Source organism: Deinococcus yavapaiensis KR-236 (assembly GCF_003217515.1).
Lineage (GTDB): Bacteria > Deinococcota > Deinococci > Deinococcales > Deinococcaceae > Deinococcus_A > Deinococcus_A yavapaiensis.
In genome coordinates this window covers 169682-193516 of the sequence record NZ_QJSX01000011.1, presented here as the reverse complement: position 1 = coordinate 193516, position 23835 = coordinate 169682, and the positions used below count along the sequence as shown (strand labels likewise).

The 23835-nt window shown below is 65.4% G+C and carries 23 protein-coding genes; 15 read left to right on the top strand and 8 right to left on the bottom strand.

Annotated features, from left to right (window positions below):
* From DES52_RS14665 to DES52_RS14645, 5 genes are all read right to left on the bottom strand, one after another.
* A partial coding sequence (locus tag DES52_RS14665) for a hypothetical protein (RefSeq protein ID WP_146237304.1) occupies window positions 1-239 on the bottom strand: 239 nt, incomplete at its 3' end.
* Window positions 240-248: 9 nt separating this feature from the next.
* Window positions 249-3407, bottom strand: coding sequence for a delta-60 repeat domain-containing protein (locus tag DES52_RS14660; protein WP_110887566.1), 3159 nt, complete (start codon window positions 3405-3407; stop codon window positions 249-251).
* Window positions 3408-3456: 49 nt separating this feature from the next.
* A complete protein-coding gene (locus tag DES52_RS14655) occupies window positions 3457-4005 on the bottom strand; it encodes a spore coat protein U domain-containing protein (protein WP_110887565.1) in 549 nt (182 codons plus the stop codon).
* Between the two features lie 7 nt (window positions 4006-4012).
* Entirely contained in the window at window positions 4013-4498 is a 486-nt protein-coding gene (locus DES52_RS14650; protein ID WP_110887564.1) for a Csu type fimbrial protein, read from the bottom strand.
* A gap of 546 nt (window positions 4499-5044) precedes the next feature.
* Window positions 5045-8026 carry an ATP-binding protein gene (locus DES52_RS14645; protein WP_170131067.1) on the bottom strand — a complete coding sequence of 994 codons (2982 nt, stop codon included), beginning with the start codon at window positions 8024-8026 and terminating at the stop codon, window positions 5045-5047.
* A 383-nt stretch (window positions 8027-8409) separates the two neighbouring features.
* Between DES52_RS14645 and DES52_RS14640 the strand changes: the two genes are divergently transcribed.
* The 9 genes from DES52_RS14640 (at window position 8410) to DES52_RS14595 (ending at window position 16836) form a co-directional block, all read left to right on the top strand.
* Window positions 8410-8844 carry a tyrosine-type recombinase/integrase gene (locus tag DES52_RS14640; RefSeq protein WP_146237303.1) on the top strand — a complete coding sequence of 145 codons (435 nt, stop codon included), beginning with the start codon at window positions 8410-8412 and terminating at the stop codon, window positions 8842-8844.
* An 8-nt stretch (window positions 8845-8852) separates the two neighbouring features.
* On the top strand, window positions 8853-9548 hold the full coding sequence (locus tag DES52_RS14635) for a site-specific integrase (protein WP_146237302.1): 696 nt from the start codon (window positions 8853-8855) through the stop codon (window positions 9546-9548).
* Between the two features lie 316 nt (window positions 9549-9864).
* Complete coding sequence (locus tag DES52_RS14630) at window positions 9865-11205, top strand: tyrosine-type recombinase/integrase (protein ID WP_110887560.1); 1341 nt, start codon at window positions 9865-9867, stop codon at window positions 11203-11205.
* 308 nt (window positions 11206-11513) lie between these two features.
* Entirely contained in the window at window positions 11514-11717 is a 204-nt protein-coding gene (locus tag DES52_RS14625; RefSeq protein ID WP_110887559.1) for a helix-turn-helix domain-containing protein, read from the top strand.
* A 25-nt stretch (window positions 11718-11742) separates the two neighbouring features.
* Entirely contained in the window at window positions 11743-13917 is a 2175-nt protein-coding gene (locus tag DES52_RS14620; RefSeq protein ID WP_110887558.1) for a hypothetical protein, read from the top strand.
* Window positions 13914-14288, top strand: a complete 375-nt coding sequence (locus DES52_RS14615; protein WP_110887557.1) for a hypothetical protein — start codon at window positions 13914-13916, stop codon at window positions 14286-14288. The genes DES52_RS14620 and DES52_RS14615 overlap by 4 nt, the downstream gene beginning before the upstream one ends.
* A 122-nt stretch (window positions 14289-14410) precedes the next feature.
* A complete protein-coding gene (locus DES52_RS14610) occupies window positions 14411-15106 on the top strand; it encodes a hypothetical protein (RefSeq protein WP_110887556.1) in 696 nt (231 codons plus the stop codon).
* Window positions 15103-15837 carry a hypothetical protein gene (locus DES52_RS14605; protein WP_110887555.1) on the top strand — a complete coding sequence of 245 codons (735 nt, stop codon included), beginning with the start codon at window positions 15103-15105 and terminating at the stop codon, window positions 15835-15837. The genes DES52_RS14610 and DES52_RS14605 overlap by 4 nt, the downstream gene beginning before the upstream one ends.
* Window positions 15838-16488: 651 nt before the next feature.
* Window positions 16489-16836, top strand: a complete 348-nt coding sequence (locus DES52_RS14595) for a hypothetical protein (protein WP_110887553.1) — start codon at window positions 16489-16491, stop codon at window positions 16834-16836.
* A gap of 679 nt (window positions 16837-17515) precedes the next feature.
* Here the strand turns inward: DES52_RS14595 and DES52_RS14585 are convergent.
* Complete coding sequence (locus DES52_RS14585) at window positions 17516-18031, bottom strand: HNH endonuclease (RefSeq protein WP_170131066.1); 516 nt, start codon at window positions 18029-18031, stop codon at window positions 17516-17518.
* Window positions 18028-18210, bottom strand: coding sequence for a hypothetical protein (locus DES52_RS23000; protein ID WP_170131065.1), 183 nt, complete (start codon window positions 18208-18210; stop codon window positions 18028-18030). The genes DES52_RS14585 and DES52_RS23000 overlap by 4 nt, the downstream gene beginning before the upstream one ends.
* 354 nt (window positions 18211-18564) lie before the next feature.
* Here DES52_RS23000 and DES52_RS14580 point away from each other — a divergent pair, with 354 nt between their 5' ends.
* The 6 genes from DES52_RS14580 to DES52_RS14555 all read left to right on the top strand — a co-directional run bounded on the left by DES52_RS14580 (window position 18565) and on the right by DES52_RS14555 (window position 22720).
* Window positions 18565-19902 carry a zinc ribbon domain-containing protein gene (locus DES52_RS14580; RefSeq protein ID WP_110887550.1) on the top strand — a complete coding sequence of 446 codons (1338 nt, stop codon included), beginning with the start codon at window positions 18565-18567 and terminating at the stop codon, window positions 19900-19902.
* Window positions 19883-20788: a hypothetical protein gene (locus DES52_RS14575; protein ID WP_110887549.1), complete on the top strand. Its 906-nt coding sequence runs from the start codon at window positions 19883-19885 to the stop codon at window positions 20786-20788. The genes DES52_RS14580 and DES52_RS14575 overlap by 20 nt, the downstream gene beginning before the upstream one ends.
* 83 nt (window positions 20789-20871) lie before the next feature.
* A complete protein-coding gene (locus DES52_RS14570; protein ID WP_110887548.1) occupies window positions 20872-21144 on the top strand; it encodes a hypothetical protein in 273 nt (90 codons plus the stop codon).
* On the top strand, window positions 21141-21905 hold the full coding sequence (locus DES52_RS14565; protein WP_110887547.1) for a hypothetical protein: 765 nt from the start codon (window positions 21141-21143) through the stop codon (window positions 21903-21905). Before DES52_RS14570 ends, DES52_RS14565 begins: the two co-directional genes overlap by 4 nt.
* Window position 21906: 1 nt before the next feature.
* A complete protein-coding gene (locus tag DES52_RS14560) occupies window positions 21907-22197 on the top strand; it encodes a hypothetical protein (protein WP_110887546.1) in 291 nt (96 codons plus the stop codon).
* Window positions 22198-22306: 109 nt separating this feature from the next.
* Window positions 22307-22720, top strand: coding sequence for a very short patch repair endonuclease (locus tag DES52_RS14555; protein ID WP_425451129.1), 414 nt, complete (start codon window positions 22307-22309; stop codon window positions 22718-22720).
* Here DES52_RS14555 and DES52_RS14550 read toward each other — a convergent pair.
* Window positions 22697-23821: a DNA cytosine methyltransferase gene (locus DES52_RS14550; RefSeq protein WP_110887585.1), complete on the bottom strand. Its 1125-nt coding sequence runs from the start codon at window positions 23819-23821 to the stop codon at window positions 22697-22699. The two genes, DES52_RS14555 and DES52_RS14550, sit on opposite strands and share 24 nt — an antisense overlap.
* Window positions 23822-23835: the final 14 nt, after the last annotated feature.

Here is a 23835-nt window from a genome sequence, read left to right as displayed (position 1 = left end):
GCGTCGAAGTAGGGGGTGGTGGTGGGGACGACTTGCACGTCGAGACCAGCGGGAATGCTGGTGAGGTCGAGGGCACGTAGGGTGTCCGCGTCGGGTCGCACCCACTGCACGGCGGCGTCCTGCCCGGCGGTGACTTGCACGATGCCCAGCACGCGAGGACCGGTGGGAGCTTGAGGTGGCGTGGCGCAGCCGACGAGGAGTGCTACGGCCAGCAGGGAAACGTTCTTGGTCATATTCATGGGCCTCTCCTACGGCAGGTACCGCACCAACGCGAAGTCATAGGTTGGGCTGTAGGAGTAGCCAGCGGCGACGAGCTTCCCATCCGACTGCACCACCAACGCGAAGGCGATGCCACCCGACATCCCGAAGTCCGTGGTGACCTTGCCGTTCGTGCCGAAGGTGGTGTCGAGCGTGCCGTTGCTGTTGTACCGCACCAACGCGAAGTCATAGTTCGTGCCGTTGGAGGCGTACCCGGCGGCGACGAGCTTCCCGTCGGGTTGCATCACCAACGCGTAGGCTCTGTCCTGCGACGTCCCAACGGGCGGGGTGACTTTGCCGTTGGCGCCGAAGGTGGTGTCGAGCGTGCCGTTGCTGTTGTACCGCACCAACGCGAAATCATAGGTCGAGCCGTTGTAGGTCTCTCCGGCGGCGATGAGCTTCCCGTCGGATTGCATCACCAACGCATGGGCGATGCCATACGACGTCGTGGTGATCTTGCCGCCCGAGCCGAAGGTGGTGTCGAGCGTGCCGTTGCTGTTGTACCGCACCAACGCGAAGTCGTTGTTCGAGCCGTTGGAGGCTTGTCCGGCGGCGACGAGCTTCCCGTCCGGTTGCATTACCAACGCGTGTGCTTGATCATCCGATGTCCCGATAGGCGTGGTGACCTTGCCGCTCGTGCCGAAGGTGGTGTCGAGCGAACCGTTGCTGTTGTACCGCACCAACGCGAGGTCAGAGTTCGAGCCGTTGTAGGTGGCTCCAGCGGCGACGAGCTTCCCGTCGGGTTGCACCACCAACGCGTAGGCAAAGTCAGCCGACATTCCGAAGTCCGTGGTGACCTTGCCGTTCGTGCCGAAGGTCGTGTCGAGCGAACCGTTGCTGTTGTACCGCACCAACGCGAAGTCATCGTTCGTGCCGTTGGAGGTGTACCCGGCGGCGACGAGCTTCCCATCCGACTGCACCACCAACGCGAAGGCGACGTCATGCGACGTTCCGATGGGCGTGGTAATCTTGCCGCCCGAGCCGAAGGTGGTGTCGAGCGTGCCGTTGCTGTTGTACCGCACCAACGCGAAATCGAAGTTCGAACCGTTGAAGGTGTACCCGGCGGCGACGAGCTTCCCATCCGGCTGCATCACCAACGTGCGTGCATCGTCAGTAGACGTCCCTACGGGTGTGGTGACCTTGCCGCCCGTGCCGAAGGTCGTGTCAAGCAAGCCACTCGTCGAGTTCACGGTGATCGTGATCGTCTTCGATGCGGTGCCGCCACCGCTGTTGGTGACTTGGAAGGTGACGCTGGTCGTTCCTGCCGTGCTGGGCGTGCCGCTCACCACACCCGTGCTGCCATTCAAGGACAACCCTGCGGGGAGCGTGCTGCCTTGAGCGAGGCTGTACGTCAAGCTGAGGCTCTGCGGATCGCTCGCGGTGACGGTGAAGTTCGCACTCTGCCCCTGCAGCAACGTCTGATTGCCTACCGTCACGCTTGGCGGGGTGGCCGTGATCGTGAGGGTGATGGTCTTGGTGGCGCTCGCCCCCCCGCTGTTTGTCACTTGGAAGGTCACCGGGAAGGTGCCGAAGACGCTGGGCGTGCCACTCACGACGCCCGTACTGCCATCCAAGGACAAGCCAGCAAGCAATGTGCTGCCCTGGGCGAGGCTGTACGTCAAGCTGAGGTTTTGCGGGTCGGAAGCCGTGACATTGAAGTTCGCTGCTTGCCCTTGCGTCAAGCTCTGATTGCCGAGTGTGATGCTTGGCGCGGTGGCGGTGACACTGAGGGTGACCGTCTTGCTGGTGGTGCCGCCGCCACTGTTGGTGACTTGGAAGGTCACGGGGAAGGTGCCGAAAACGGTTGGCGTGCCACTCACCACACCCGTGGAGGCATTGAGCGACAGTCCAACTGGTAGGGTGCTGCCTTGAGCGAGACTGTACGTCAGCGTCAGGTCTTGCGGGTCGCTGGCGGTAACGGTGAAGTTCGCGCTTTGCCCTTGCGTCAAGCTTTGATTCCCAACCGTCACGCTTGGCGGGGTGGCCGTCACGGTAAGCGTCACGATCTTCTCGTCGAACTCCCCGCTGGCGTTTGTCGCTCGGAATGTCACAGACGAGGTGCCGTAACTCGACGGCGTACCGCTGACTGCTCCTGTGCTCGCGTTCAACGTGAGGCCAGCCGGCAGCGTCCCGCTCGACACGCTGTACGTCAACGCACTGCCCTGCGGGTCTGATCCACTCACGGCGTACGTCACGGCTTGCCCTTGCTGCAAGGTCGCGTTACTCGCCGTGAGGGAAGGACGCGTCAACAGCGTCGTCGTGGTCGTACTCGCCGTGCCCGCCACGCGCACGTTCCCCAGCTGCGTCCCACCCGGCAGACCTGACCCGGGCAGTTTGACGAGGTCGAAGCCTGTCGGGACAGTGCTTTTCCCGGCGACGGTGCCTGTCAGTTGCTCTTCGCTGCTCTGCACCACCCTCGCGTTGGTCGTGTTATCCGCGACGACCAAGTACAGCATCGACGCGCTCTTGGGCGTGTTCGCACTCGTGGTGATCGGCGTTTTGAACGCCAGTGTCACCCGCCCATCGAACTGATTGAGGGCCGGGTTGCCCGGCAGAGTCTTGTCGTACGCGTCGCAGTTCACGTCCAGGCAGTGCCGCACTCCGAAGCCCCACGGAAAGCTGTTGGCGAAGGCACTCACGTCGCTTTCGCTGAACAGTTGCAAGTCCGCGCCCAACGCTTGCACAACGCTGGAGGTGTCCATGCGGTGGGTGGGTCGCAGACTGCGCGCGACGTCCACGCTGGTGATGCTCGCTCCTGCGGCGTTGCGCATCGAGACGATGGCGGTGTCGCCGAGAGTAGTGGTGTTGTCGAGGGCGAGGAAGGTGACGTTTTTGAGGTCGCTGTTGGGGATGCTGCCTTTGCCGTTTCGCACTTTGAATTGTGAGTAGAGGTAGCGCGTGCCGTTCGCGTCGAAGTAGGGGATGGTGGTGGGTACGACTTGCACGTCGAGACCGGCGGGAATGCTGCTGAGGTCGAGAGCACTCAGCGTGTCCGCGTCCGGAGCCACCCACTTGACGGTGGCTTGCTCGCCGGCCGTGACTTCCACCAAGCCCAGCACGCGAGGACCCGTTTCGACAACGTTGGGCGTGGGTTGGGTGCTGCAAGCCGAGACAAACAAGCACAGCCCGAGCAGGGTGCTCCGGCGCATACGAACCTCCTGGGTTGGTCGAGGACCACCCGTGTGGGTGGTCCTCGGGTTAGTTGAGGAGCGTGATCGACACGACGTGCGTGTCTTTGTACGGACCGACGGGCGCGTTGTACTGCCCGGTGTAGATGCTGAAGGTGCGGCGTTGCACGAACGGCTGTCCGTTCGACGTCACCGTGACTTCCTCGTAGGGATTCACGGAGTACGCTTGACCGTTGTCTTCGAAGGTGTAGCCGGTCATTTCGTAGTTGAGGTACCCGGTGTTCACGCCATTTTCGTGGATCATGGCGAGGTCGCCTTCCGGGCCGGGGGTGGCGGCGGCGTCGAAGCGGTAGGTGTAGCTCGTGCCGCTGACGCACGTGACGGTGATGGTGGCTTCAGCTGTCTTGGCGGTCGTGTCGGCCGCGGCGTACGTGCCGAAGTTCGCGTTGCTGGTGGTGAGGGTGCAAGCACTGGTGATGGTGACGCTGACTTGCACGTCGAGGGGTGCCGAACCGCCGGGGCCACTTGAACCGCCCACGTTGACGTCAGCGGCGCTGGTGCTGCTCAGAGCGAGGGCTGTGAGCAGCGGCGAAATGCGTCGTGCGAAGGGGAGTCGCATGCGCGCCTCAGTTCAGCAGTCCGATGTAGATCGTGACGGTGCCGGTGTACGTGCCGACGGCCGCTTGCGTCTGATTCTTCGGGATGGTGACTTTGGCGGAGTACACATCCTGCCCGCCGGTACTGACGGCATTGGAGGGCAGGCCGGCGCCGTTGTTGAAGTCGATGCTGTAGCTGAGGTAGCTGCTGCCGTTGTAGAGGGCGCTGCTGGTGACGCTGCTGCTGAGGTAGTAGTTGGCGCCAGAGTTGCACTGCACCGTGATGGCCGACGGATTTTCGATTTCGAGGTCGGTGGTGTTGAGGGCGTTGTACGTGTAGCCGGTTCCACCGATGTTCTGAGTGGTGAGTTTGCAGCTGGCGGTGACGTTGACGGTGACGTCGAAGGAGGACTGAGCGGAGCTGGTAGCACCGCCGACGCTGACTTCCTCTGCTGTGGCGAGGGGCGTGGACAGCAAGATGGCGGCGAGGGCGATGCGGAGGGTGGCGTTGGACATGATGACCTTCTTTCCAGTGAGAGGGCGGGCGGTTTGACTGAGGGGAATCTGAGCGTTTGGCTAATGGGTGCGTTCAATGTAGAAGGTCGAGCGTCAAAAGACCGTTAAAAGATGAGAAGGACGTATAGATTAATCTCGTGGCGAGGGAACGTGTATAAGCAAGCGGTGGGCAAGCGCAGCTGACCACTTCGACGCTCGTTCAGGGGCGGCAGGCAAGAAGATAAATGGTTGCCGCCTCGTGTACGGAAGCGAAGTCGAGTGATGAGCAGGAACAGGTCAACTTCGAACTTGAGAAGAGGAAACATTGCGTAGAGCGCTTGAAGATCGTCGACGCGTGAGGTCGTGGCGTTCGGCATGGCGCGTAATGTCTTGGCGACGCACCGCCGCCCCGGGGCGTGCACGCCCGACCGTCAGCGAAAAATCTCGGCGTGTCCTGGCCGCATGTCGCTGAGGACGGAACGCCGCAACCGCATGCGGCGATTCTCGAAGACAACTCCAGCACCGTACCGCTGTGTCTTAACGGGTGTCCCTCCTTGCCACCCTGTCTCATTCAGCGAAGAGAAAGCGTGCGACGATGTCGTCAAGGGTGAGAGCGTGTTCCTTCGGTAGGGCGTTCGAGGTGTCTACGTGCCGTTGAGTGCGTTCGAGCACCGCCTCGGCGTGTCGTCGAACGTGCTGCTTGACCAGCGGTGACCGCGTGAGGAGCACGGCGAGTTCCGCCGCGACGATGACGTCTCCGTGCGCTTCGAACGCTTCGGCGAGGTACGGCAAGAGCCACACCAGAAGCGTCAAGTTCTCGCTTCGCCAGCACCCAAGGAGCGCTTCACGCATGTCCCGAACAGCGCTCGACGCGTCACCTTCGTGTAATTTGAGGCGCGCCGATACGACGAGCGCGAGGTTGAGCGCGAACGGTTCGCCTGTTTGTCGCGCGACGCCAAGCGCTTCTTGCACCGCTCGATCGGCGTCTTGCAACGCGTACGGTTGCTCGAAGCGCACGCCTTGATCGAGGAACGCCCACGCGCGAAGGGCGTGCAGCACCGTTCGTTGCCCGAGCATGCCGGTCCGAGCGGCGACGTCGAGGCCTTCTTGCCATAACGTCAAGGCACGGTCGTGCTGCCCTTGAAGAAGGTGTATGACGCCTTCATTCGTGAGGAACCACACGACGTCCATGCCGTCGGCCACATCACCACGTGTTCGAAAACTTCGAGCGTGCTGCTCGGCGCTGCCGGCTCGCTCGAAGTCATCGGACATGCCGGCGGCCATCATCAAGTTGTTCAGCGATCGGAACAATCGGTACGGGTCGCCTTGGCGTTCCGCGAGACGCACCGCATCCTCCAACGCAACCGTCGCTTCTTCTGAGCGTGCCGAGCGGTACAACGCCTGGCCGAGGCCGTCGAGGGCGCGTTGAACTGCGACGTCGTCTTGCAACGTGCGGGCCAGCCGGACGGCGTCTTCGTACAGGCGGATGGACGCCCCTAAACTTCCCACGAACAGCAGCAGCCACGCGTAGCTTGACGTGACGGTGAGCCGGGCGGTGAGTGCGTGCGTGTCATCGTGCGGAAGTGCGTTCAGCAACTCCTCGGAGAGGTGCAACGCGAACCCGAAGCCGCTCGGTCCCGCGGTCGCCGGGTAGTGCCACAGCAGCGGCTCGACCAGGGCCGTGAGGTGTTCGTACTGCCGCGTGGCTTGCAAGTACGGCAGCAGCGCGAGCAAATTCGCGTCCTCGTCGCGCACGAACGCGAGCAACTCCGGTGATGCGGCGCCACCAACGGTCATGCGTGGACTGCGCAAGGCGCTGAGGAAGTACTTCGCGTGCGCGTCGAGCGCTGCCTCGCGCTCTTCTGGTCGTTCGTCGAGATGCGCGCGTGCGTACTCGCGCAGCAGCGGGTGGAAGGTATAGCGTGTGACGCTCTCGAGGCGAACGAGCGCTTTACTCGTGAGTTCGGCGAGGCTGTTCGGCGTGGCGCCAGCCACTTCTCGGGCGGCTTCGAGGGTGAAGCCGCCGTGGAAGACGGATAAACGTTCAAGCACTCGGCGGTCCTCGTCACGCAGCAGCCGCCAGGATAAGTCGAACGATGACCGTAAGCTGTGCTGCCGTGGTGACGCGTCTCGCAGCGGATGCTGAAGCGCCAACGGGTCACGTTCGAGTTCCTGCACGATGAACGCGAGCGGCCACGTGCTCGTCCACGCGGCCGCCAGTTCGATCCCGAGCGGTAACCCGCCGACGAGTTCGCACGCTCGCCGCACGAGCGGCCAAATATCCTCGGTGGGCGTGAAGTCGATGCGGGCGCTTTGTGCGCGCTCCATGAACAAGCGCAGGGCGTCCGCTTCTCGCATTGACGAGACGTCCGCGTTCACGCTTGGCACGACCAACGGGGTGAGCGGTAAGACGGCTTCCGCTTTGAGGTGCAGACGCTCTCGGGAGGTGACGAGAATCCGTAGGTGTGGGCAGCGGCCGAGCAGTTCGTTGAGTGCGAGCGCTTGCGCGCTCAACTGCTCGAAGTTGTCGAGGATGAGCAGCAGGCGTCGGTGCCCGATAAGTTCCGCGAGTTCGTCAAGCGGGCGCTTGACGTTCGAGATGATGTGGCCGAGGGTGGCGGCGACACGCTCCGGGAGTTCGCTGATGTCACGTGCCGTTTCCATCGGCACGAACGCCACGTATTCGAATACGCTCTCGTCGGCCAAAGTGCGACCAATGGTGCGCGCGAGACGTGTTTTCCCCAGGCCACCTTGGCCGTGCAGCGTGACGAGTCGGAATTGCCGTAGGGCGTTCCGCGCGTGCGCTTGCTCGACGGTGCGACCGATGAAAGGCGTACGTTCGAAGTGGAGGTTGGTGCGTGGAGGGGCGGTGGGCGGTGGGGCCGGCAACTCTGGAAGGGACGGCAAGGCGGGAGGTTCACCGAACTCACGGCTGAAACGTTCCGCGAAAGCGTTCGCTTCTTGTCGTGCTTCGCTGACACGTCCAGCTTGTACGAGCGCGTCAAGCATCAAGGTGACGCGTTGCTCGGAGAAGGGATCGGCGGCGAGCACTTGCCGCGCCAAGCTGAGCGCTTTGTCGAAGTGCTCGCCGTGGAGCAGTTGACGCATGACGTGCTGCACGCGCGCTTCAAAGCGCGCGTGCAGGCGAGCGCTCCACTCGTTGACCCAATCGTCCCATTCGGGGCTGTCGTGGATGCGGAGTCCTTGCAGGAAAGGCCCGCGCCACAAGGTCAGCAACTCGTGCTCCCCGGCGGTGTCGAGCTGACGCGCGTCGAGGTGCAGGCGCGTGTCGTCGAGGAACACGCGGTCGCGTTCGATGTACAGAAGGGACGCGTGTTCGCCGAGTGCGACGCGCAGAGTGGTTAGACTGCTGCGTAGGCTTTGCAGCGCGAGCGGACGAGAGCCACGCCATAACAGCCTGGCGAGTTCCTCGCGTGAACGAGGTCCTTCGAGGGCGAGGATGACGAGAAGCGCGAGCGCTTTACGTGATGTCAGGTGAACGGGAGGATGCGCTTGCACAACCGGTGGGCCGAGAACGAGAAGGTTCACCGATAGCATGCTGCATCAAGTCTGGCATGAAGCGACAATCTCTGAGGTGCATTTGACGCTCGTTCCCGCGAAGGCGAAAACCCAACAAGCAGCAAGGTCGAAGGCGACGGCCAAACCGCGTCAAAACATGCTTTTTCCACGCGCCCTGCAAAACGCTCATCCGATAAGACGATCAAAACCGAGCCCTTCACCTTCGAATTGAGCACAGAATTGGCGTAACGTTCCGAACGAGCACGCCTGTGACCGGACAGCCATACGTCACGGTTCAAGAAGCCGTCCGTCGTCTCGGTGTGCACAAAGCCCTCGTCTATCGAGCCATTCGTGATGGACACTCGCCTCACGGCGACATCAAACAACGCATCCTCCGCGTTCCCGTCGCCGCCTTGCACTTCGACGCCCCTGCGCCGACACCAGCGAACCGCGCCGCGTCGGACCTCGAACCCACCGGCCGCGGAGGAGAAGTTCGAAGTCGATCCTCGCGAACCTCCAAAATTAAAAGCATGCGGGCAGCGAGGCAGGCCAAGCACGAGTTGCTCGCGGCCGCCCAGGGAGGGAAGCTCGCCACGCCGAGCAAAATCACGATTGAAGCGTTGCCCGACCAGTGGTTGAATTCAAAGCAACGCCTCGCGCGGAAAACCCGGGACGATTACGCGCGTCATGTGCGGCTGCACATCGTGCCTTTGCTGGGCGCGATGAGATTGCATGAACTCACGCCAGCGAAATTGAGCGCGTTTTACAGCGAGCTGTCGAAGCAAGGCAAAGGCACGCCCACTCAGCAGAAAGTGCATGTGGTGCTGTGGTGCTGCACAGCGCGCTGAAGCACGCGATGACGTTGGAATTGATTCCCCGTAACGTGGCCGACATCGTGAAGCCGGAGCGACCGCGCGACGAAGACGCGCGCGAGTGGACGGCGTCTGTGTGGACGCGCGAGGAAGCTCGACGATTCGCTCCGGTTGTAAAAGAAGACCGATGGGGTCGCTTGCTGTTGATGCTTCTGCATACGGGCATGCGCCGTGGGGAAGCGTGCGCGTTGCGGTGGGCGAATGTGGACTTCGAGAAACGAGAGCTGCACGTTCGGGAAAGCCTTGACCACAAGGGGAACGTGACGACTCCGAAAACGGCGAAAAGCCGACGAACGCTGGCGTTGAGTGACGAAGCCCACGCGCTGTTGATGTACCACCGTGAGCAGCAGCAAATCGAACGGGCCGCGCAAGGCGGCCGTTGGAAGGAGCACGGCATGGTGTTTCCTTCGACGGTCGGCACGCCTCAACGTGGAGACAACTTGAGGCGGCACTTCGTGATGCTGTGCGATCAAGCGGGCCTGCCTCGGATTCGCATCCATGATCTTCGGCATACGTTCACGTCGTTGATGCTCGCGGTGGGCGCTCCGTTGACGATCATCAGTGAGAAGTCGGGTCACGAAGACCCGGACTTCACGTGGAAGCGGTACGGGCACACGTACAAGTCGGAGCATGAGCGTTGGGCGCTGAGTTTATCGGAGTTGACGCGTGAGGAGGCGTAGCGTGGACATTTGGCACGGATTTGGCACAAGTGGGACTTCGGAAGTGCGTTCGGGTTTCTGGAAAAGAAGAAACCCCGTCGAAGACGGGGTTGTCTTGGTGGAGCTGAGGGGATTCGAACCCCTGACCTCCTCATTGCGAACGGGCCGTTCAACTATTTTTCTCGTTCGGCACGGTCGACCTCGAATCTGATTTTCGTCGATTTCAACGTGTTTCGGTCGTCGTGTCGCTATCCCTGATTATCCCGCCGTCACCACTTTTCGTTTGCCTAGTTTGCCAGCGTTTGTCAAGCTGGACGAAACAGGCGAAAGGAGCCACGTGACGAGACGAACCACAAACGACGGCGCGAAGCGCAACCGCAAGGACGAACGAAAGCACAAGCGATCCAACCGCGAAGGCAACATCGAGAAGACCGCGAACGGCCGCTACCGCTACCGCATCATGCTCGACGGCCAAAAGTTCTCAGCGACGGTCGACAGTCACGAAGCCGCCTTGAACGCCGTGTCCAAACTGCGCACTCAACATCACACTGGTTTGATCGTGGACCGTGACGATCAAACCGTAGCGGAGTACGCGACCATGTGGTTGAACCGAAAGGAAATCCGCGGGCGCGCCATGAAAACCCTTGCGAACTATCGCATGCTGCTCGACAACCACGTGCTGCCCGAGATCGGCGGCATGCGCGTTCAGAAAGTGCGGCCAGCGCATTTGTCGAAGATGTTCGACGCACTCTTCAAGAAGGACGCTCACGTGTCCGTGCCCAAGCCCGCTCCTCCGCGGGACCCGAACAAGCCGCCGCGCAAGAACGCGCGTCCTCCGAAGGAGGCGAAGCCTACGAGGAAACTTTCCAACGCGACCCTGAAGCTCGTGCGGACGGTCGTGCACAACCTATTCAAGACTGCCAAGGTCGACGGTTTGATCGTCGTGAACCCCATGGAAAGCGTCGAGATCGAAGCGCGCGCAAGTGGCCGCGCCCGCGAGAAGACGGCGTACACGGCCGAGCAACTCGCAGCGCTGCTGCCCGTGTTGCGCAAGTACCCCGAGGGATTCCTGTACGAGTTCTATATGGCCCTCGGTGCGCGACGTGGCGAAGCCCTCGGCTTGCGTTGGTCGGACGTGGACCTTCGGACTGGACGCGTGACGCTGCAAGAAGCGGTGAAGAAAGCGCCCGCCCCCACGCCCGCGGACGCTCAAAGGACCTCGGTGGCGAAAGGCCACCGACCAATGCCGCGCGGCCTCGCGCGCGGCGAGTTGAAGACCGAGGCGAGCCGCCGCACGTTGTACTTGCCGCCGCATTTGCTGCGCCGCCTTCGCGAGCACCGCCGAGCGCAAGAAGCGCTGCGCGAACGTCAAATCGCGGCCGGTTCGCCGTGGCACGACACCGACCTCGTGTTCACGACGCGCAACGGGTCCGTGATCTACCCGGACAACGTGCGGCGGCCGTTCAAGCGCTTGTGCGTCGAAGCCGGGGTCGACGTCTTGAGTATCCAGGCGCTGCGCCGCACGTACGTCGGTTTGATGCGCGCGAAAGGCGCACCCTTGGAAGTCGTGTCCGCGACGCTCGGTCACACCAGGCTCACGACGTTGCTGGCCGAGTACCGCGTGGTGCAGGAATCCGAGAAGCAAGCGCACGTGCGCGACCTCGACGACTTGCTCTGACGTCGGGAACGAAGAGGCGGGCTTCGGTCTGACGGCCGAAGCCCGCCTCTTCGTCATTCGATATGTCTAGACATCGCTGAGACATGTGTTATGTATCACTATTTGTCTTGTCCGTCCGACCACGCCTCGCATTCGTCAAGAATTTCGAATCGGAGGCGTCTACCAAAAGGCCCCATGTCGGGATGTGGCAAATATCGTGATCAAGGCCACTGTCTTGTCTGGCGAAAAATCGCGGCAAACCCTCGTGCTGGAATGAAATCAAGCGACCGGGCCCGATCGCGCGACACCACGCAGCACCAGGAGACACCATGATCGACCCCACGAAAACCTACCTCACCGTTGCCGGCGTCGCGAAGATGTTGAGCGTCCACGAAAACACGGTCTACCGCTGGATCCGCGCGGGCCGCCTCAGAAGTTATTACGTCGGCGCCTCCGTGCGCGTCTCGCAAACGCAGCTCGACGAGTTCTGCAAATTGCGCACGCGCCGCAACGCCCGCCGCCGCCGCTCCTGACTCTCGGCTCGAAAGGATCGTCAAAATGCAGCCTACGCCCTTAAATCATCACGACACGATCACCGCTGAACTCAGCAAGCGCGCCACGTGGGCCACCATCTCGTGGTCCGCCGACCCGACCACCCTCCCGTCGCTGCTCGTGTCGCCGCTCGACGAATCGGCCCGGCCACTGCGTCGCCATGAGACTCACCTCGCCGCGTACGCCACGCGCGGCTACGGCATCCACCCCGACGGCCACGGCCCTCTGATTTTCATCGCCTTCGAGCTCGGCGAGGACGTGGTGGCCGTCGTTGGTCGCGGCGTGCGCAACCCTGAGACCGGGGAGCTCGACGCCGACGCCCGCGCAGTTCTCGAACGCCTCGATACGCTCACGTACGTCGGTCGCGACCCACGTGACGTCGTCGCCCTGCTGACCACTCCGCACGTGCCCGAAGGCCTCGTCGAACACGGCCCGTGGCTCGTCGCGGGCGCGGACACCCTTCTGCCCGTCACTACCGACCGGTTGACGCGGTACCCGGCGGAGCCTCGGCCATACGGCGATGTTCTCGACGCTCGTCTGTTCGCTCGCGCGGACCGCCCTACGACTCAGCCGCCTCGCCCGTCGACGGCGTGCGCGCGCAAACGCCCGCCGTCCCACAGCACCACCTCGACGGCGACGCCGTCGAACGAGCCGACGGCGGAGCCTGCGAAAGCCACTCGCGAGTCGATCAGCCTCCTCGTCGACCGCCTCGTCCAAGAAAATGGCGGCGAGGTGTTCGGCGACGTGCACGACCGCAGCTTCGTCAAAATCGAATTTCGCGGTCGCCGAGAAACGTACCCGCTGCCCAGCGGGGGCGCGGAGCGTGCGTTGCGTCACCTCGTCTACCGCACCGAAGGAAACGCCCTTGCGCAACAAAGCGCGCGCGAGGCGATGCTGCACCTCGCCACCAAAGCAGCGGCCGAAGGCAAGGTACGCGTCGTGGCCGTCCGCGTCGCGCACGACAAGAACGTCACGTACCTCGACCTCGGCGACGACGACCGCCATGTCGTGCGCGTCGACGCGGACGGCTACACTGTCGTTCGCGAGGACGAGTGCCCGGTCGCGTTCCTTCGCCCGTCCGGATACGCGCCCCTCCCACTTCCGACGCCCGGCGGCAACGTCTTGGACCTCGGCAAGATCCTGAACCTCGGCGACGAAGTCACGGCCGAACTCGTGCTGATCGTCGCGTGGCTGATCGGCGTCCTCGCTGGGGTCGGGCCGTATCCGATCTTGGCGGTCAGCGGCGAAGCAGGAAGCGGCAAATCATTCTTAACGTTGCAATTGCGCGACCTGGTCGACCCGCGCACGTCGCGCACCCGTTCCGCGCCGCGCACGGAACAAGACCTAGTCATCGCCGCGCAAAGCCACCACGTCGTCACGATCGACAACGCTAGCTCCGTCTCCTTGCCGATGTCGGACGCGTTGTGCCGCCTCGCGACGGGTGGGGTGTTCGGCACGCGCACGTTGCACACGACTTCGGACGAAACGGTTTTGGAGGCGTGTCGGCCCACGATTTTGAACGGCATTCCCGATCTGATGGGTCAAGCGGACCTCGCCGACCGTGCGATTTCCATCACCTTGCGGCGCATTCCGGACGACGCGCGCCGCCCCGAAAGCGTCGTTCGCGCGGAATTCGAGGACGCGCGTGCGTCGCTGCTCGGCGCGCTCCTCGACGCGGTCGCCGTCGGTCTGCGTCACCAAGCGTCGATTCAAGCGCCAAGCCTTCCGCGCATGGCCGATTTCGGCCGTCTCGTGATCGCCGCCGAACGCGCTTTGCCGTGGCCGGAAGGAACGTTCATGGCCACGTACGCGGGCGTGCAAGCGGCGACTGCGAGCAGTCTGCTGGACGGAGACGAGTTCGCTTCGACACTTCGCTCGCTCGTCGAGCAGCTCGAGTCGTGGAGCGGGAACTACGCCGAGCTGCTCGACGTCGTCACGCGCCGCTACGTCGCCACGCACCCCGGCGCGACCACACCTCGGACGTGGCCGCAGCACGCCAAGGCCGCCGCCGCCGCCGTGAGTCGCGCCGCGCCCGCGCTGCGGAAACTCGGCGTGGAGTACCGTCAGTTGTCGCGAACGGCGGCGGGCGCGCGCGTGCTCCTGCAAAAAGTCGAATCGGAAAAGCTCGACGTCGACGCGAGCGGAAGCGCGCGCGCGACGTTGTTCGAGGAGGACGTGTGAGCGCCGACCTCGTGCGGTTGCTGCGATCGCTGGAGGTTGACGGTGTGCGGCTCGGCCTCGCGCCGGACGGACGGCTGCGTTACCGCGCGTCCGTCAAACTCACGCCCGAACGCCTCGCCGAACTCGCCGAACACAAGGACGTCCTGACCGCCGCCGTGCGGATCGGCGTGGGCGCACGCCTGCCCGGACCGCTCGCTCGCCTCGTCGGTCAAGCGGCTCAAGGCTCGCTTCAGCCCGGCGGATTGAACACCCCGGGCGGCCTTGTCACGAACGTCTCCGAGTACGTCGTGCACACCGCCGCCTCGCACGCCGTCGGCAACTCCGACGCTGAACGCAGGTTGTGGAACGTCTGGCGAGCCTTGCAACGCTGACCTTCACGAGCGAGCGCGCCCGAAGGCGCGCTCGCTCGCTTCGTGCACACGCTGGGATAAACGGGTTGAATGACTGCGCCCGCGCCCTTGCGGAGCGCACAGCGACCTGCGAAGAAGGAGGCATGCCCCTCCTGTGCCCCAACTCGGCCTCGAACAGCCCCTTGGCCCGAACCGTGTGGATCGACCGTGCTGTCACGGTGCCGCACTTGGCTCTCGCGCACGACCTCGACACGGACGAAGTCGACGCCCTCCTCGCGAACCCCACCGCCCACGGCCTCCACCTCGTGACGCACGACGTCGGCCTCACCCGCAACGCGCGCCCGGTCCTCACGACGTTCGCGTGCCGCGACGCGCGCACCGCGCGCTACGCGCCGCACACCTTGCGGCAACTCGCGGGCACGGCCGCGATGCGCGAGCGCCTGAGTGCGCCGTGGTCCGCGTGGACGGTGCGCGCGCACCACGGCGGACGCTACGACGCGGACGCGCGCACGTTTCGGCGCGTGCCCACCCCCGACGCCCGCTGGCTCGACGGCGACGAAGACGTCTGGGTCGAGTACGACGCGGGCAGCCACACGCGCGGCGTCCTTGCCGAGAAGCTCGCGACGTACGCCGTGCCGCCGCGGCGAGGCGAAGCGCCTCGCCGTCAAATCTGGGGCGCGTCGACCGAAGCGCGCGCGGCCACGATTTTCGGCGTCGCCGCGCGCGTCCTCGAGCGCGCTGCCTTCGAGCGCATGCGCGTGATGGTCGTCGATTGGCGGCCCACTCTGCCGAGCCAAGCTGGCTTGGGGCTCCGGCTCCGCAAAGGACAGTCGACGTGAGCGGGGACGGCGAGCGCGTGGACGTGGCGGCGGCGCTGCGCGGCGAGCACGGCCTGATGCTGTCGCCTGGGCAAGTCGCCGCGCGACTGGGGGTCGGGTCGGAGAGCGTGCGGCAACTTGGTGTGGACGTCGAGGACCTGCTCGGCGCGAAGTTGTCGATCGTGCCGGGGCGGGGGCGGCAGTGGCCGGAGGTGCTCGTGGGGTTGGTGCACGTGGCGTTGCGGCGCGCGGCGGTGGACCGCTCGGTGACGCAGCGTGAGGCGATCGCGCGAGTGCTCGCGCAGCACGGGTGGATCGACGAGGTTACGCCGACGGCGCCGCGTGCGGTGGACGTGTCGAACGAGGAGCAGTTGCGGCAGATCGTGCTGCAATTCGACGTCGTCGAGCAGCAGTTCTCGGATCTCGTCTCAAGGTTGCAGGAGGGCGCGGGCGTGCAAGTGCAGCAAGCGCGCGACATTCAAGCGCGCCTGGATCGCTTCGCGGCCGAGGTGGACCGCATGTCGGCGCGCGTGTCGCGCATCGACGACGTGAGCGCCCGCGCGTTGGCGACGGGCGCTCGACTGGAGTCGGTGGCGGGGGACGTGCACGCGCAACTGATCGAGGTGCGGCGGCTCGTGGCGCTCGTTCACGAGCGTCGAGCCGCCGCTTTCGCGGACGCGTTTCGCGCGAGTCTGCTGGCGTCGGGTACGGTGGGCGTGCTGATCGTGCTGATCGTGCTGATCGTACGGTGAGATCGTCGGTCGTCGGCCGCGCGTCGCCACGACGGGCGCTCGACCGACGATCCGGCCGGGCGAACGGGGTTCGACGAGAGGGCGGCTGTGCCGCACGATGCGTTCGTCGAGGTCGAAAAGCGCTGTGGCATGCTCGAATTGCGCGAGTTCAAAGGCGATCGCCGACGAGTGGTGTGAACAGCCGTGCGCTAAATGCACGACCTTCGAGGCCCAGGGGGCTAGCCGTCGAACGACCTTCGGCATGGACACGGGAGGGGAGAGGAAGGATGGCGCGGCTTGCGCATGGCGTGCGCGCGGTCGAACTGGAAGGGATTCCGGTGTCACGAGCGAACGCCTTCCGTCGATCGTCGTGTCACGCGATCGCGCCCCTCCGACGGCAGGCATGGGCCGAACGTGGTGCAAGTCGCGACCTCGGTCTTTCACGCGACTGTCAAGGCGACGTGCGCCGACGACCGTCCAATCCGGGGTACCAAGTTCGCGAGGTCGACGCGTCTGAATTCGCAAGGAGCGCTCCGCCTTCGACCATAGGCGCTTGCCGCGAGCACGAGGAGACGACGCTCGAAGAACGACGTTCTCCGTGGAAGGCCGAGGCGTCGAGGCTGGCCGACATGTGCCGCCCCAAGCGGCGTTCGCGCGACGTATCGTAAATCCATGTCCTCTTCGACCCTCGCGCCTCGATTGCTGCAGCGCGCCCACGCCCTCGACGGCGAAACCCTCGACACGCTCGCCACCCAGGTGGGTGCCCGCGATTGGCGTGACCTCACCGCGAACCTCGACTTCGAAGCGATCGACACGGGCGGTGGGTGCCTGATGTTGATCGCGCGCACGCGAACAGGACGCCACGTCGGCCTCACGGACGGGGAGGAGCGCCTACCGACGAGCGAAACGACCTTTTGGCTCGGGGTCATGCCGGAGGTCGGCGATGCCGAGGACTACTTCGTGTTCGTTCGGCGCGGCGAGATCGTGAACCGCGGCGGCGAGCTTCTTTCGCCCTCGTGAAGCTTCGACGTTCGGTCGAAAGGCGCGCGGACGTGTTCCAGGCCGACGCCTGACGCGAGGACCCTCCGCGCGCTTGGACGCCGAACAGAGAAGAGCATCGATGTTCGCACGAACCTTCGAAGCGTCGCGCCGCTCGAGGAGTAACGTGGTCGGCGTTCGTTCTCGTCGAGACGGCAGGCTTCCTCGAACGGCGACACGTGAACGCGACTTCACGTAAGACCGAGGACGTCGCCGACTTTTCGCGTCGGCGGCGCTCACGTGCGCCTGGACGACCGTGCCGTCCGAGAAGTGTTTTAGCCGATTCGAGCGTCTTTTCTCGTTTCGAGGCGCGTCCAAGATTCGCTGGATCAGGTTCCGCACCGTCGCGCGTCGACGATTTCTTCCCGGCACGACACGAGAAGAGTTCGGCGCTGCGTGAGTCGCATGCCGCGAGGACCTTTTCCGAGTGTGTCGCTTCCACCTGTGGTCGCACACGACGCCCGCCTCGACCAAGTTCCTCAAGCAGGCACGCCACCGCGGTTCTGTACGCCGCCCGGCAGGCACGACCTCGTTCGATGCTCGAACGAGCTCGGTGGCTCCTCGAAGTGCGACCGAGGTGGCCGAACCTCGAACCGGAAGGGGGCGTCCAACTCGCGTCTCGAACCTTCGCTGTGCGAAAAGTCGATGCGGACGAACTCGATCAAGTGCCGTGCGACGCGAGAGCCAACCGCAACTCCTCGACGGTGGGCATCGGTCGAACGCGGTGCAAGTAGCGATGGCAGTTCGCGCATACGACCGCGAGGTCCGCGAGCGTCGTCTTGCTCTGCCCGATCGCGCTCAACGGCACACGATGATGACATTCGGCCATTCCTCGCGCCGCATCGCCGTACGTCGCTTCGAAGTCGAAGCCGCACGCTTCGCACGCCAACCGTCCGGTCTTCGCACTCACGTCCGCCAGCTTGGCACGCACCAGCGTGCGGCTTCGTTCGCGGCTTTTATGCAGTCGTTCGACGATCCTGCCTTCGGGGAAGCCTTCGTCGACGTCGACGAGCGGCGGGACGTCCTCTCGGGCGCCGCGCACGACGTCGGTCAAGCGTCTCAACTCCTCTGAGCGATGCGCGTACGTGTCCCACACGACTCGGTCTCCCTTTCCTCCACCACGCAAACCACCTCCACCGTTCGCTTCGTCGAAGTACGCCAAGTTCGCGATCTTCACGTGGGGTTCCGGAAGCTCACGTCGCGCTCCTCCAGGGGATGGACGGGGAGCGCACGCAGCAACTCGCTGAGCGCGACGACGTCCGGGTGACGTGCGTCGAGCAACCTGCGGCCATGACGCACGTACAACTCCAACGCCAACATGATCTCGTCTCTCGCCCACGTAGGATTTCGCGCCATTTCTCAGCATCGTACTTTCGATCGACGGCCGAGGAGCGTTCGAGGTCGCCGAAGGAAAGGTAGGAGGAAAGCCGAAGGAAGTCCCGAGTCCGACAAGAACCTAGAAAAGAAATCGTGTCGAAACCATCCGATTCGTCGACCGCGAGGGCACCACCTGGCGTGCATGTCGCGCCCCACCGTCGATCGCCATGTTGCCCGAGCGTCTCTAAGACGCGTCCGCACTTCCACCCGAGTTCGATTCGAGAAAGCCTTGAGGTCGAATCGGCGCGAACGATCGTACGACCACACGATTCGTGTCGTTCGTCGACTCGAATACACCTTCGACTTCCCACGTTCGCTTCGAAAGGATCCCTTTTGTCATACACGCTGTACATCGGACATCGCCTCCGGCCGCACCCGAGTCAACTTCCTCACCTCGATCGTCAATTCGAGGTTTCCGATCTCGCGTGGCAAGCACTTCGCGCGCGAGCGGCGCTCGACCGCACCGACTTCGACCTCGACGCCCTGCTGCGCGACGCGGAGCGCGCCGACGCCACGACCTGCGTTCTGCGCGACCCGCCGAATCGCCGCGGGTGGTTGCGTGATCTCGCGCGCCATCATGGCTGGACCCACGACGTGGGCAGCGACGTGATCGACGGCGTGGCGCGCGCGTTCGGGCAGGTGATCGGCGCTCTCGAACCGGGTGCGCGCTTGCGAGACCTGCCGCGCGCACACCCCGACGAACCACTCGACGTCGGGAACCTCGCTCGGCCGCTCTTCGACGATGCCGTGGAGTTGCTGGGCGTCGAAGGCCTCGTGCCCGCCGCGGCGTACGTTTGGCCGGTCGCTGCCGACCGTGTCGTGCGCGCGTGGCGCGCTCAGAGCTTCGATCGCCTGCGAGACGAGCGCGCCGACTTGGAGCGTCGCCTGACGACTGGTGACGTCGACGCGAACGTCGAGTTGCTGCGGCACCTCGCTCGTCATCCGTACGAGCCGCCTCGCGTCGAAGAGGCCGCGACGACGGCCGAGGGGGGCGTGCGCCTCGCGTGGGCGAACCGCGCGACGTTGCGCCGCATGCCGTCCCCGAGCGGTCCGATCTACCACGTCTCGTGGGGGTTCGAGGTGCTCGAAGTTCCCGAACCGCGCCACCCCGGCATGATCGGCGTGGATCCGGGCATGCTCAACCTCGTGACGACCGCCGGCGAGCACGTCGTGAGCCGCGTTCCGACCGTGCTGCCCGCGGCGCTGCGGCTCGACGTGCCCGTACCGCGCGCGCCGGGCGTCCGCCGTACGCACGACGAGCGCGTCGCCCGCCTCAAGCGCGACGCCGTGCTGTTTCGCACCGTGCGGCCCGCCTTCGAAGCGGCGACGTCGTTGCTGTTGGATCACGAGGAGGTCGCCATTGAGGACACGGATTACGCTGGATTTCGCCGGCGGGAATCGCCGTACGCCGAGTGGGCCGACGCGCTCGGGTCGAAGGTGTACGTGCGGTACGCCGCCGACCTCGTGCGCGCGCGCGGCGGTCGCGTGGAACTCGTCGATCCGCGCGACACGTCGACGACGTGCGCAGCGTGCGGCACACCCGGCGCCATGAAGTACTGGGCTCGCGAAGGGCGTTGCGTATGCTGTGGGGCGCGGGAGCACCGTGACGTGAACGCCGCGCGCGTCATTCGCGAACGCGCGAGGGGCACGCATGCCCAACGATCGCGTTGATTTGCTCGCTCGCGTCGCGGCCCGCTGGCCGCTGCACGACGCACGATGGGTCGTGTGGGCGGCCCGACGGCGCCCCAACGGGGGCGTCGCGAAAGTCCCGCTGCTCGTTCGCGGCCGCCAGGCGCGCGCGCACGACGTGCGCGACGCCGCGTGCTGGATGACGTGGGACGCCCTGAACGACGCGTTCGCGCGCCGCCACGTCGGAACGGGCGTCGGGTACGCGCTGCACGGCAGCGGTCTCGCGTGCGTAGACCTCGACGCGTGCGTCGCCCAGGACGGGCGGATCGCGCCGTGGGCCGTGAGTGCCGCGCAGGAGATCGGCGGGTACGTCGAACGTTCACCCGGTTCGGGCGTGCACGTCCTCGTGCGCGACGAAACGCACGAAGCTTCGAACGCCGTCGTGCGTCTCGCGAGCGGGCGGCGCGCCGAACTTCTGCGCACCGGTCACGTGACCGTGACGGGGCGGGCCGTCCCACCGTGGACGGCGTGGCCCACCCGGCTGTTCGACGTGCGCTTGCTCGTCCCGACTTCACCGACCGCTGCGCCGCCCCGAATCACTTCCACGACGAACGTCGACGCCGCCATCGCGTGCTTGCGGCGGTTGCGCAACGGCGCGAAGTTCGCGGCGCTTTTCGACGACGGCGTGTGCGACGGGTACGCGTCGCGCAGCGAGGCGGCGTTCGCGTTGCTTCGCCTGGCGCATTTCGTCGTCGGTGACGACCCGGTCGCCCTCGACGCGGTGTTTCGCCGCTCCGCGCTGCACGACGCGTACGCCGGTAAGTGGGCGCGGCGCGTCTCGACCGCTTCGCCCGTCACGATCGGCGAGCGCACGATCGCGCGCGTGATCGCCCTGGGCGGACCCGTGCTGCGCCCCGCTCGCGATTGACGTACTCCGCCTTCCTCGTTTTTCGGCATGACCAGCACGATCAGCACGATCGACACGCGCGACGTGCTGATTCAGGAGTTTTCATGAAAACCCGACCGACTCGACCGACTCTCACCGTCGACGTGTGGAGCCGCACGATCGACGATCGCCACTTCGCCCGCGTTCGCTGCGTGAACGACATGTACGTCGGCCGTCTCACGGTGCACGACGTGCACACGGAGCGTGTGCTGGCCGCCGCCCACGTGCCCCTCTCGCGGCACGCGCTGTCCGGCGCGGATCCCGACGACGCGCGCGATTGGACCACCTGGGCTCAGGACGTCGTCGCGCGCCGGCGCGGCGCACGAGGCAACGCGTGACGCGCGCGTCGCTCGACGCCTGGCGTGCCGGGACGCGCGCCGCACTTCGCGAAGCGCGCGACGGCCCGCCGGGCGCACGGTTGTCGTGGCTGCGCGTGCCGCAGGGTGTTCCCGACGTGGACGTGCGCGCGCTCACGCGCGGCGACCTTGCCGAGCGCACGGTCACGCTGCGACTCGACGCGCCACCCACGCCGCTCGGCGTGCTGAGCGCGCTGCTGGTCCACTTCGGCCTCGGCGTGCCGCGCGGTGCGAACGCGACCTTCGCGGCGGTCGCGGCGGCGCTCGAAGCGCACGACACGCGCGTCGTACTCTTCGACGGCGGCGACGACCTGCAGGCGGCGCGCACGGCCGGGAGCGATTTCGAGCTCGTCGTCACGGCCTTCAAGGTCATCGCGTGCGCGGGCGTGGGCCGCGCGGTCGTCGTGTGCGGCCGCGCCGCGCCGATCGACGGATTCGACGTCCTGGAGCCCGTGTCACCGCGCGACCTCGGCGCGCGCGCGGTGCCGCGCTTCGACACGCCCGGGCAGGCGGAAGCGCACTTGCGACGCGCGCTCGAGAACGTCGACTACGTGCTGTCGGTCGCGCGGACCGCCGTGACGGTTCGCGCCCGGCTCGCGACCGCGCTCGACGAGGACGGCGAGGCGGGTGCGCGTGACGCACTCGTCGACGCGTACGCCACGCTCGTCGAAGGCGGCGTGCCGCGCGACATGCGCGCGTCGCTGCTCGCGCTGCGCGACGCCGACGCGAGGGAGGCGAACTGACATGACGTATACCGTGTATCTCGAGTATTTCGCAACGGGAGAGGGCCTCTTGCGTCAAATCATGGTGGTGAACGCGACGTCGCCCGAAGCGGCGCGCGAACGCTTCCGTGAAGTGTTCTACGGCTCCGAGCCCGAAGCGTGGGAGTACTACCAAGTCGGCGTGGTCGTGCGCGAAGGCCTCGACGTCGCGCTCCTGCAGCCCTTCTTGGCTCCGCGCGTCGTCGAACGCTTGCAGCGGATTCACGAGCACATGAACGAGCTTTGGTTGCACTGGCACGTCAACTTGAGTTGACGTGCGCGAGCGAGAGGGAGGACGACGCGAAGGTCGCGTCGTCCTCCCTCTCGCGTGTCGTCATGCGCGAATCACGTTTCCAACGCGGTCGTACACGATCATGATCGATGTGAAGACACCGATGACCCGCGAGCAGATCGCGGCGCGCATGGCGAACGTGCGCCGCGCCGACACCGGCATCGAAGTGACGCTTCGATCCGCGTTGCATCGCCGCGGCCTTCGATTTCGCAAGAACGTCAAGGGGCTGCCCGGCTCGCCGGACATCGTATTCCCGCGCCGCAAAGTCGCCGTGTTCGTCGACGGCGACTTCTGGCACGGATGGCGATTCGAGGAGCGCGGTCACAAGCTCAAGCCGTTCTGGCGCGAGAAGGTCGAGCGGAACATGGAACGCGATCGCTGCAACGTCGCCGACCTCCAGGCGCTCGGGTGGCGGGTGCTTCGCGTCTGGGAGCACGAAGTCGAGGAGCGACTCGACGACGTCGTCGAACGCGTGCTGCGCTTACTGGACGACGAGGCCGCGTGACGCGGCCTCCGTCGACGCCGCGGTCGCGTCGAGGTGCGCCGCGATCGACCGAGCGACGACGCGCCCGACCTCGGGCGGAACGGCGTTGCCGATGTGCCGACCGATGTGCTCGAACGTCCACGGGCCTTCGGGCGGCACGAACTCGTACCCGGGCGGGAACGTCTGCAGCAGCGCGCCTTCGCGCAGCGAGATGGCGCGGTCCTGCTCGGGATGGCCGAAGCGGCCGTTGCCGAACCCGTAGAACTGCGTCGTGATCGTCGGGGATGGCTCGTCCCACGCCATGCGGCCGTACACGCTCGGAAAGGACTTGCCGCTGGCCTTGCGGTGGCAGTCGGCGACGAGGTGTTCGTCCCAATCGCGCCACGAACCGTTGGGTTTCGACGCGCGAATGCGCTCCAAGTTGCGCTGCGTCAACCCGGCCGCCCAATGCAACGGGTCGGCCAGGTCGCGTTCGCCGGCGCGCAGCGGACGCAACGCGCCGATCGTGTCGCGAACCGTGCGGTACGTGTCGGGCGAGCGGGAAGGCGGTTCGAACTCGATCGGACCGAGACGCGACGCGAGCAGCAGCAGACGCTTGCGGCGCTGCGGCACGCCGTGGTCGGGGCCGTGCACGTCGTCCCACGCGACGTGGTAGCCGAGGTCTTCCAACTTCGACACGAAACCGCGGAAGACCTCGCCGCCGCGGAAGGTCGCGAGGCGCGACACGTTCTCCATCGACACGACGTCCGGTTCGACGGCCGCGACGAGGTCGCCGAACACACCGAGCAACCGCCAATCGCCCGTCTGCTTTCCTTTCGTGTTGTTCGACGAGAACGGCTGGCACGGCGCGCACCCCACGAGGATTTTCGTGCGCCCTCGCGGGTAGAGGTCGCGCAGCAAGTCGGGCACGCTCGGATCGTCGACGCTCTTCTCCAAGAAGGTGGCGCCCGCGTTGTTCGCTTCGTACGCGTGTCGACACGACGAATCCACGTCCAGGCCGGCGGCGACGTGGAAGCCTTCGGCGACGAAGCCGTGCGTGAGGCCGCCGACGCCGCAGAAGAGGTCGACGACCGTGCTGTTCCGATGAGGACGTGGGTCGGGGTGAGAAGGAGGAGTCGGCACCGTGATCGACTTCA